The sequence below is a fragment of the Nostoc flagelliforme FACHB-838 genome, from assembly GCF_014698065.1.
GTDB classification, from domain to species: Bacteria; Cyanobacteriota; Cyanobacteriia; order Cyanobacteriales; family Nostocaceae; genus Nostoc; species Nostoc flagelliforme_B.
This window is the reverse complement of the sequence record NZ_JACJSI010000230.1, coordinates 1-9,420: the sequence shown is the minus strand read 5'-3', so window position 1 is coordinate 9,420 and position 9,420 is coordinate 1. Positions and strand designations below refer to the sequence as shown.

Here is a 9,420-nt window from a genome sequence, read left to right as displayed (position 1 = left end):
GGCTCATCACCTCTGTCCCTAAGCGCTGTCGAGCTTGAGTAATTGCTGATTTACAAGGCACTCGCCAATATTTACCAACATGAACCCATGCTTCCGACATTCCATCAACTAAATTTTTGAGTACATCCCGCATCGAATCTCTTGACCAGAGGCTCATGGCTATTAGTAGACAAACTACCAAATGTGCTGGTAAAGAGCGATTTCTCTCTTCACTAGCTTTACTTGCTGCGATCGCTCGCTCAATAGTAGTTGCAGGTATAGCTATCTCTATAGCTTTTAATAAATCGTTAGTTTGTATCTTTGGAGACAAGAGTGAGAAATTTTTGAGATGCACTACAGTTAATTTCTAGCCTTGGGTACAACGCTTAATTTACATGACTTTGAGCCTTAACTGAACCGTATTGCTGTATTCAGTCTCGTGTTTTAGCCGTATTTTACACTCCAGGTAAATGCTGGCAGTTTCGCATTATTAACCCAGATGGAACAGTGTTTGGCGACTATCCGATTTACTATAGTGCTGAAGCAGCAGCAAAAGCTGGGCGTGATTCGATTTATCAAAACCGTTGAAGCGGTTAATTCATTCGGTGGCAACCTCAGTGGCAAAAGTACTCTCATCGCGCCAGCAGGAGAGCCATTACTTGTAGCCTTTAGAAAAAATTAAATTGTTCAAAGCAATGGCAGTTAATAAACCAATGACACTGCAAATAATCTGTTGCGTTTTCAGCCCCTGGCAATAGCAGAGCTTACCCATTTTTTGCAATTCTTATCATTAGATCTACTTTTTTTGGCAGATTCCACAGGGTTTCCACAGCTATTTCTGCTATTTTCCACAGTTGTTTTACAAGATAATCGGCTTCTGTCCACCCATTGGGGATTTTGTGATGACTGTAGCCATCACTTTGCTTTACTGAGTTATTGTTACGTAAGGTAAACAAAACCTGCTTCTAACCCTAATTTTCACGTAAATATTTATTTTTTCCATATTTATCTTTAACATTTTGCAACATTGACAAACTGAGCCAATCAGCACACAATAAATCGACTAGCCTTTGTCGCCCGTTCCATTTTGAACATCAACTGTATAAAAATATTCAGTTGTTAGTGCAAATGGTTTGGCAAGCGAGGAACGGGGTGAAACAGTACAAACACTGCATCACCTCTAGCTTATTGTCTCTATAATTTGCTCTTTCGGAAGCTTTGAACGGATGAACTCAACCCAAAATATCTTTACTACCCTTCCTGAAACCCTACATCAATCTCTCAACACCTACTTAGAAAAACATCCTGATTGGGATGAACGTCGCCTTATTACCGCAGCTATTTCTCTCTTTTTGCTGCAAAATGCTGATGGAGATCGCCGTGTTTCCCAAGTTTATCTCGAAACTCTATTTCGTCGTGGCTAAAGCTATTCCTTAGACTGCAATGGGGAGCACTGCCTCTATATTAATTACTAAGCCACGAACTGAATCACACCCCATTGTCCATTGATCAACCAAGAATGATCAGAGTTTGCTACTTTCTTAATAACCTCAGATTTTAAACCTACTGCTACTTCCGACTTCAGGGTGCGTAATGCTACTATTGGTACAGGCAAGTAGCAGACTATATCTGCAAAGCTGGGAGTAATATCTCAATGGCGATCGCCTAATAACCGACGATAATTCGCATCTCCTTTGACTATAACTAAACTGGCATTAGTTAACTCATTCTTGAGAGAGCTGGGTATTTCCCAAAATGGTAAAGGTGATGTCCAAAAGTAATCTTCAGATAAGACTAAACGCCCTGATGCAATATGCGTCTCCAACCTTTGAGCGAAAGATGTCATTTGTTGATCATTAGTAGTGGCTGGAATTGTCATTACCTCTTGGGTTTTAGAATTACGCCCTTCACGCTAGTAGCGATGCCTACGGCGGCAAGCTACGTGTCGCTCGAATGGGCCAAACCCTATAATTCCAGAGGCGTTACGCTTGATGTAAGGAAATAAACTTAGTTAAGATCCCAAAATGTCCTCACCACAAATCCAATCCTACGGTTGTAACAACTCTCTAGACAAGCCTTTATCCACTCTGCCGTCGTGGAAAATCAAACTGCTGTATGACGGCCAATGTCCCTTGTGTCTGCGTGAGGTAAACTTTTTGAAAAAGCGGGACGCGGGTCGAGGGCTGGTGGCGTTTGTAGATATTGCAGCTGATGACTACAATCCCCAAGCAGATGGCGGTGTTGACTATGAAACTGCAATGGGGCGTATTCATGCTGTGTTGCCAGACGGAACGCTAGTTAAAAATGTTGAAGTTTTCCATCGCATTTACGAAATTTTGGGGATGGGTTGGGTCTATGCTGCAACTTCCTTACAAGTTATCGGTGCTATTGCCGACTTCCTGTATGGAATTTGGGCTGATTGGCGACTTTTTCTAACAGGACGACCAGATTTAGCGACTATTGTACGAGAGCGTTCTTCTCGACTTGCTTGCAAGACCCAAAGCCGTTGTCGCTTAATGGATGAAGATGACTAAGCCCAGTTTCACAATAAACGATGTCTTACTGCACACTTAATTGAAATTGTGACTCGTGAAGGAGCAAAAACAGTGGAAGCTTTACTACAAAAAACTTGTGTTCTTTATAGTGGTGATTTGCCGCCAGTAACTGAGACTGAAATTGCTGAACTTTAGCCTCAGATACGTAATTGGAAGATGATTGAGGAGAATGGTAAATCATCCTCCACTCATTGAGGTATTAAAGAAACTCAACTTTCGTCCCTGAGCATCACTTGCTTAATCATGGGAGTTGTTAGCTTGAGATAGTTAACTGTAACCCTTGCATTTGAGGAAAATCACGCTTAATAATTTCGATAGCTTCTCTTTGACTCTCTTGATTTTTAACGATCAGTTGTGCAGTGCCATCGCCCTGAGAACCTACGCCTTTTCCTCCGTAGATATAAGGCTGAAGTGGCTCGTGATGAAGAAGCGTATGCAGCTTTTTTGCAATTAATTGCTCAGGACAAGCCGGAACTACGTGCCGATCAAATTCCGCTTGGGCTTTTGTCATTAAAGCTCCAAGAAGTTGGGCATCTCCGAGTTGTATTGCTTCAACTGCTGCTTGGGTAATTTTAGAGCTAATAGAACCAAAATATTTTTGGACATTCTGCTGTATTGGATTAGTAGCAAAAGGATAACACTGATTCAATCTTTGTAGTATTTCTTGTGTATTTTTGCTGCCGCCGAGATCAACAATCACAAAAAACAAATCTTCATTAATTTTTAATTCGAGCAGGTCGATTTTTTCACCATCAAATATCATCAATATTGGGCGATTTCCATAAGCACAAGCCTGATCCATGCGACCACAAAGGCTAGGAGTGGTTCTTTCTCCCAAATAGGCAAACTCCATTTCTGAACGAATTGTCATCTTCAAGTCATACAGACGATTAAAAGCCCTCGCAATCAGAACGCAAAAGGAAGCACTCGAAGATAATCCCTTTTGGATGGGTAAGTCGGTTAGATAATTATCAACCTCAAGTCCGCCGACATCATAGTGAGTCAGAATTTGATATGCTGTACCAGCAGCATAACTAAAAAAACCGCCCTCTGCCGCTATGCACTTGAGAGTATTAGATTCCATAGGTAGTCTCAGAGAGGTTCATAACCCCTACCATCATTAAAAGAAGTACGAATAATTAACTCAGTAGGATTAGACAAGACATCAGCATAAATTCCTTGATTAGTTCCAACAATTAAGGTGTAACCCTTTTCGAGCAGAGGATTAACACTGCGATATTCTCCTGCCCAATCGCTGTGTTCTCCGAACAAACAAAGACGCCCTGGAACAAAAATTCTCATTTGAAGTTTCCTGTTCTTAATCGAGGTATATTATTCTGATTAGCTTGAATAAACAACATACCATTCATCATTCTAATAGCCCACATCAGCAAGACTTTCGGCAATACTCCTGAGAATTGATTAGGGAGGTGATGACTACACTCCATAAAAGCGATGTCTACTTTAAGGGGCTGTCCGGTGTCGCTACTTCTCCCTCCATCCCCAGATTTCCTTACTCAGCACCCCATCACCAGCAATAATATCTGACGGCTGCCAGGGAGGAAGCTCAAAGCCGCAGATGTCGTTTTTTATAATATTGTTTTATTTAATGTCTTAACTCTTAATCTAAATAAATTCTGGCACAAATGAGCGAAATGCTTCTTGTAGTAGATATGCAAAACGGGTTTATGTCTGATAAATGCAGACATATTATTCCTATTGTCATTAAATCAATTGAGCATTTTTTAGCGGCTGGTAAACTCGTTGAATTCACAAGGTTTATCAATACTCATGACAGCAATTATGTCAAACTAATTCATTGGTCAAGGTTGATAGATAACCAGAAACGAGCATTGTTGATGAACTTCAGCCATATATAAATCATATTTTTGATAAACCTTATTACTCTGCATTTACGGAGAAGTTTTCAAGCTTTATTTTAATTAATCAAATCAGCAAAATATATCTTTGTGGAGTTGAAACTGATAGCTGTATTTTGAAGACAGCAATTGACTCTTTTTAGCGTGGTATTGAACCAGTCATTATCGAGGATGCTTGCTTTAGTGATGGTGGTCAACAAGCAGATGATGCGGGTATTTTTTTGCTGAAACGTAATATAGGAAAAAACCAAATTAAGACAACTAATGAGATTCTTGAAAAGATGTCATAAGCGCAAAAACTCAACATTCTTATTTCTCAATTAGCCAGACTTCAAAGAGGAACGCACTTTTTCAACAACTAGAGTAAGTGCGCCAGGTTCAAATGGACAATTGAGATTTGCCGAGCGCACTAATTCTCGAAAGGACGCAGAACCGCCGTGATCGCAAGCTATAGCGTGTTCTTATCATCGCCCAAGTTGACTTATCCCTGGTCTTGTATTTAAGGAACTTGCATTCCGCGTTGCACAGCCGGACGTTGCTGCACCATGTCCACCCAGCGTTTGAGATTTGGGTAGTTGTCGAGTGTTAAACCCTGAAATTCATAAATTGCTACCCACGGATAAGTTGCAATATCAGCAATAGAATAGTCACCACAGATAAATTCATTGTCTTGCAGTTGTTTATCCAAAACACCATAAATACGTAAAGTTTCCTTTTCATAACGCTCGATGGCATAGGGAAGTTTTTCGGGTGCAAAGCGTTTAAAGTGGTTAAGTTGCCCAAACATTGGCCCGACTCCTCCCATTTGGAACATCAGCCACTCTAGTACTTGAAAACGGCTTTTTTGTTCAGTGGGTAAGAGTTTACCTGTTTTTTCAGCGAGGTAAATTAGAATTGCACCCGATTCAAAAACTTTAATCCCAGTTTCTTGGTCAACAATGGCAGGAATTTTACTATTGGGATTGATGGCGATATATTCAGGTGTAAATTGCTGTTGAGTAGTAATGTCAATTTTGTGGACATTGTAGGGCAATTCGACTTCTTCCAGCATGACAGAAGCTTTGCGTCCATTGGGCGTTGTGAAGGTATAGAGATCAATCATCTGCTGCTATCCCAAAATCTTGACATTTTCCGATGGTAGTGTAGCTTTGATTGAGAAATTAGGCTATTAGCCGATAGAGAGATAAAAGCAATCCTGAACAGGTACAGCTTATTACTTAAAAATTATTTTCCGGCGTTGACGCAACAATAAACTAGCACTAATTATTCCTACACCAACCAATGTTGTAGTATTTCCCGCTTCCGAAACTTTTTGAGGAACCGTAAAGGAACCACTTAAGACAACTGTACCTGTGGTTCTAGGCTCCGTTGTTGCATTCAGATTGAAAATTACGTTCTCCGAAAGCGTTAAAATTCCTGTTGCACCTTGAAAATTGCCTTCTCCACCTACAATAGTTGTAGTGCCGGAAATCGATGCCGTTAAATCTTAAACGTTACGTGTAGCAGTACCAGTAGTGCTTGCAAATAATTTATCCTCACCGCTACCAAAAAATGTTTCAGTAAGAATTGGTAATCCATTTATACCAAACTCTGTGGCATCTTTAACTATTGATTCCGCTTCTGTATTGTCATTCCTTTCGATATAATTCATTCTTATAAAATTAGTCAAACCATAAGGCGCAACAGTACTTTTACCCGTTACAGTTGATTTAAATACATTATCCTGAATCGGTTCAAAAACACTTTCTGTGTTGTAAGTAACCTCAAAAGGAAAAGTAACTTCAGCATCTGCTTTTGCCACATTTAACCCCAAACTCAATAATGCTATTTGTATGAACGATAAAGCGAAGGAGCCAAGTTTCATACGTTTTTCTCCTTTAGTAATAAATACATTCGTAGTAATTTCAGATAACTCTACTAAACTTGTGCCGCAGAAGGTAAACCAACACCAGCGCAACCTAGAACGAGACTAGCAGTAGCAATGCCCAGTTTTTGAGTTAATTTCGTTAGGAAATTTTTCAATTAAAATTGGGTAATTTTAGTATTAAAGTATCTTTACTTGAGCCTGGCTACTTTAAGACCAACTTTAACCAAGCCATGTTACAGCCTACCGTAACTCATAGTGATTATGACACTGTACGCGATGTAATTCGCTCATCTGTCCAGGGCGCAATTGCACAAGGTGACAATCCTGACAAGGTTGCACAAGCGATTGCTCGTATTGCTTCAAGCTCCTCACCACGATTACGCTACCGTGTTGGCAATGAGTCCCGATGGTTGCCTTGTCTGAGAGCGATACTACCTGATAAGCTGTTTCGCTTTGGTGCGCGTAAACGCTTGAACCTGCCTTAAACCACAGCATGATTTAACTGTGTAACTAATTGGGAACTCCAGTTGTTCTCCATATTAGTAATATATGCCACTAAGGACTAGCTGGAGTTACCGATGGCACTGCGGGTGATGGTGCTGCTGGTGGTGCGGTTGTTGGAGACTCTGTACCAGGCTGACAGGCCCCTATAAGTAAACTTAGCCCAAAAGCTGAAACTAGAAAAATAAATTTTTTGTTCATCATTTCTCTTTGAATAACTTACTTGAGATGAGCAAATCACTCAAATCATAACAGTTATATGTATTAACGAAGATAAAACAGTTGCTCTTGTCCTAACGAATGCTGGCATCTATTCTACAATCTGCGAGTAGTGTAATCTTAACTAAAACCCAGTTACAGCAATCGTTTAGCTAAATATTTCTTTAAAAAAGTCAAATTCTGATGTTTGGTTGTTTGCGTTGTCAGGGAAGCATGATGGCGCTTTTTTACATCTGCAATTCCACACTCACGTTCCCTCTACCGTTGCCTTGCTGAAGTGGAAATCTCGGGTACTCGCTCATCAACAACAAGTCTCACATTTTTAGTAAAGGTTCATTCTGCTGGGATAGGTAGTTAAATACAAACATCTGTATAAGAGCGATCGCCAGCACCTGCTATACAATTACTCGGATTTCTCACCACATCTCTCAAAGCCTACGTTTGTGCAGAGGGGAAAGAACCTGATATTTAAACTCTCTTCTGCTCTCCTGCACCTCATCAAGCTTGTGAGAAATCCGGGATTACTGCTCTATGATTGGCAAGACTAATAATTATCCTCCTAATGCACTAGCAGTCTATCAACTGAGCATAGATTTATGAGTAGTTTGCTTTTATTATTAATAGGTTTTGGAATTTTTTTCTTAGCTTGGAAGACTCAAGATGAAATTAATCGCATTAGGGCGATGTTTAGCGGGACAATTTCTCTAATTTGGGGGTTAGCTCTAGCTCCATTGTCATTGCAATTATTTTTTGAGATTGTCTCACTTCTAGCGGCTTTCTCTGTTTGTATGCGTTGTTTAAGTTGTGGCTCAAACCGCAATTGATTTTTCAATTGATAATTTTAATCTCCTAAAATAATTAGGAGATTAATGTACTAATTGATTACTTTAAAATTCACCAAATTCAGTCTGACAAATACCGTCTCATTGCTATGAACAGCATAATTAAGGTACGTCACTAGTTGAAGCTACTGCTTTGGGAACAGAATACGTCGTCCAACTTAGTAAAAATGGGGTTAAAACGTTTAACTCTGGCACTCGCTTTAGCAAAACTACCTCATCACTTAATACGTTGTATGTTTGCGGGTCAAAAATCACACGGGTTTGTTTTCCAGTTTGGCTGTCAGTATAATTCAAACTTATACCTGTTCGTCCTTGCCGATCTGTAACATTCTCGCTGCGTTTGACTCCTGGAATATTTGCCATAACTCCAAACAGTGGTCGGTTTAGCTCTGATTTAGTTTGCAGTGTCACCAAAGTACTCAAAGTTTCATCAAACATCCCAGACTCAATCGCAGTATTGTTCTGTTTCGCCCGATTATGGATCGCCTGAGTCAGTAAAGTTCGATCTAGTGGCAGTTCTGTAGAGCCAACCAGTTCATTTGCTTTGTGATCTATCTTGAAGTTTCGTGACAAGCTTGGTTTACCCGCAGCTTCCCAAACTGCACGGTCTTGGACACTCAAAAACTCGGGTTTACCGTCTATTCGCTGAATACGTCCTGACCCATCTGTCCCAAGCCACATTTGATGAGTATATGGTGCTTGAAAACGAATTTCTTGAGCCTTGCTAGTATTTGGAAGTTGCACCATATATATATTTAGCACAAATCCCTCTGTTTTTCGATACAAGTAGGAGCCAGCTTTGAGTGTACTCGCTTCATTAAAAGCAGGTGAACTCCCATAAGCTGCACTAAAACTTGCTATTGATGAGGTTTGCACAACACTAGAACCACAGCACGCAAGCACAACTAATACAAAGCTAAGGCTGCTCTTTTTTCGAGATTTAGGCTTTAACAGGTTCATCTATTTGCGGTATTTGTAGAGTAATTGAGAAACAGACAAAAAATTAAATCATATAACTGTTTTAATTGATTAGATAATTCCTTTATAAGTTCCAGAGCTATAAATGTTCTTATCAAATGTTAGATTTAGCTAATGGGAGTTAAACAGTGGCTAACACCAGTTATTTTAGGTTAGCAGCATGGGGACGGTGGATGCTGTCAGCAGTAATTGGCTTGATTGTTGGTGGATTTGTTGGTACTGGAGCAGCATTTGTAGCTGTTCCTTTAATGGATATATTCATCCCTTTATTGCCATTCCCAGGAGCTAATACCCAAGGGGCAATCGGCTATATACTGCTAGGCTGCGCGATTACTGGTGCTGTGGTTGCTGGTACAGTCATTGGCACATTCTAATGGTTTGTTTTGCAGGAGTGGTTTGAGCGATCGCTCGTGTCAAAGATGCGATTGCTGCTGGTGCAATAACCAGACTGATCTGTTTATTAATGCTTGCCAGAGTGGGGCTAAAGGGAAGAATACTGTGACAACAACCAATGTCAGCACTTGGTTGGATTGGGCAAGGAAGCAGAGGATTGTGCGGATAATGCCGGAAGGGGAAGCAGGAAACTTGCAGAACATGAG

The 9,420-nt window shown here is 40.4% G+C and carries 14 protein-coding genes and 2 pseudogenes; 7 read left to right on the top strand and 9 right to left on the bottom strand.

Annotated elements, in window-relative coordinates; genetic code table 11:
* Positions 1 to 244 (bottom strand): transposase domain-containing protein (locus tag H6G97_RS53685; RefSeq protein WP_338421935.1); only part of this gene is annotated, 244 nt, incomplete at its 3' end.
* 246 nt (positions 245 to 490) lie between these two features.
* Here H6G97_RS53685 and H6G97_RS38550 point away from each other — a divergent pair.
* Positions 491 to 661, top strand: a complete 171-nt coding sequence (locus H6G97_RS38550; protein ID WP_190945940.1) for a hypothetical protein — start codon at positions 491 to 493, stop codon at positions 659 to 661.
* A 544-nt stretch (positions 662 to 1,205) separates the two neighbouring features.
* A complete protein-coding gene (locus tag H6G97_RS38545) occupies positions 1,206 to 1,403 on the top strand; it encodes a DUF2811 domain-containing protein (protein WP_190945939.1) in 198 nt (65 codons plus the stop codon).
* A gap of 47 nt (positions 1,404 to 1,450) precedes the next feature.
* On the opposite strand, the pseudogene H6G97_RS38540 reads toward H6G97_RS38545, so the two are convergent.
* Positions 1,451 to 1,831: pseudogene (locus H6G97_RS38540) on the bottom strand (ARMT1-like domain-containing protein); the annotation flags it as partial.
* 172 nt (positions 1,832 to 2,003) lie between these two features.
* Between H6G97_RS38540 and H6G97_RS38535 the strand changes: the two are divergent.
* Positions 2,004 to 2,513, top strand: coding sequence for a thiol-disulfide oxidoreductase DCC family protein (locus tag H6G97_RS38535; RefSeq protein WP_190945938.1), 510 nt, complete (start codon positions 2,004 to 2,006; stop codon positions 2,511 to 2,513).
* 274 nt (positions 2,514 to 2,787) lie between these two features.
* On the opposite strand, the pseudogene H6G97_RS38530 reads toward H6G97_RS38535, so the two are convergent.
* Positions 2,788 to 3,836: pseudogene (locus H6G97_RS38530) on the bottom strand (mevalonate kinase family protein).
* Positions 3,837 to 4,222: 386 nt separating this feature from the next.
* Between H6G97_RS38530 and H6G97_RS38525 the strand changes: the two are divergent.
* Both H6G97_RS38525 and H6G97_RS56235 read left to right on the top strand, forming a co-directional pair.
* Entirely contained in the window at positions 4,223 to 4,414 is a 192-nt protein-coding gene (locus H6G97_RS38525) for a hypothetical protein (protein ID WP_190945937.1), read from the top strand.
* Positions 4,387 to 4,557, top strand: coding sequence for an isochorismatase family protein (locus tag H6G97_RS56235; RefSeq protein WP_190945943.1), 171 nt, complete (start codon positions 4,387 to 4,389; stop codon positions 4,555 to 4,557). The genes H6G97_RS38525 and H6G97_RS56235 overlap by 28 nt, the downstream gene beginning before the upstream one ends.
* Positions 4,558 to 4,913: 356 nt before the next feature.
* Here H6G97_RS56235 and H6G97_RS38515 read toward each other — a convergent pair whose 3' ends face one another.
* Positions 4,914 to 5,516 (bottom strand): glutathione binding-like protein, encoded by a 603-nt coding sequence (locus tag H6G97_RS38515; RefSeq protein ID WP_190945936.1) that lies wholly within the window; start codon positions 5,514 to 5,516, stop codon positions 4,914 to 4,916.
* 384 nt (positions 5,517 to 5,900) lie between these two features.
* Positions 5,901 to 6,278, bottom strand: coding sequence for a hypothetical protein (locus H6G97_RS38510; RefSeq protein WP_190945935.1), 378 nt, complete (start codon positions 6,276 to 6,278; stop codon positions 5,901 to 5,903).
* 164 nt (positions 6,279 to 6,442) lie between these two features.
* Between H6G97_RS38510 and H6G97_RS38505 the strand changes: the two genes are divergently transcribed.
* Entirely contained in the window at positions 6,443 to 6,766 is a 324-nt protein-coding gene (locus H6G97_RS38505; RefSeq protein ID WP_242055849.1) for a Rossmann-fold NAD(P)-binding domain-containing protein, read from the top strand.
* A gap of 70 nt (positions 6,767 to 6,836) precedes the next feature.
* Here H6G97_RS38505 and H6G97_RS38500 read toward each other — a convergent pair whose 3' ends face one another.
* The 3 genes from H6G97_RS38500 to H6G97_RS38495 form a co-directional block, all read right to left on the bottom strand.
* Positions 6,837 to 6,986, bottom strand: a complete 150-nt coding sequence (locus H6G97_RS38500) for a beta-Ig-H3/fasciclin (protein WP_242055848.1) — start codon at positions 6,984 to 6,986, stop codon at positions 6,837 to 6,839.
* Between the two features lie 670 nt (positions 6,987 to 7,656).
* Positions 7,657 to 7,833 (bottom strand): hypothetical protein, encoded by a 177-nt coding sequence (locus H6G97_RS51965; protein ID WP_206759147.1) that lies wholly within the window; start codon positions 7,831 to 7,833, stop codon positions 7,657 to 7,659.
* Between the two features lie 112 nt (positions 7,834 to 7,945).
* Positions 7,946 to 8,719 carry a hypothetical protein gene (locus tag H6G97_RS38495; protein ID WP_190945934.1) on the bottom strand — a complete coding sequence of 258 codons (774 nt, stop codon included), beginning with the start codon at positions 8,717 to 8,719 and terminating at the stop codon, positions 7,946 to 7,948.
* 230 nt (positions 8,720 to 8,949) lie between these two features.
* Between H6G97_RS38495 and H6G97_RS38490 the strand changes: the two genes are divergently transcribed.
* Positions 8,950 to 9,195 carry a hypothetical protein gene (locus tag H6G97_RS38490; protein ID WP_190945933.1) on the top strand — a complete coding sequence of 82 codons (246 nt, stop codon included), beginning with the start codon at positions 8,950 to 8,952 and terminating at the stop codon, positions 9,193 to 9,195.
* Here the strand turns inward: H6G97_RS38490 and H6G97_RS38485 are convergent.
* Positions 9,179 to 9,420 (bottom strand): hypothetical protein (locus tag H6G97_RS38485; protein WP_190945932.1); only part of this gene is annotated, 242 nt, incomplete at its 5' end. The genes H6G97_RS38490 and H6G97_RS38485 overlap by 17 nt on opposite strands.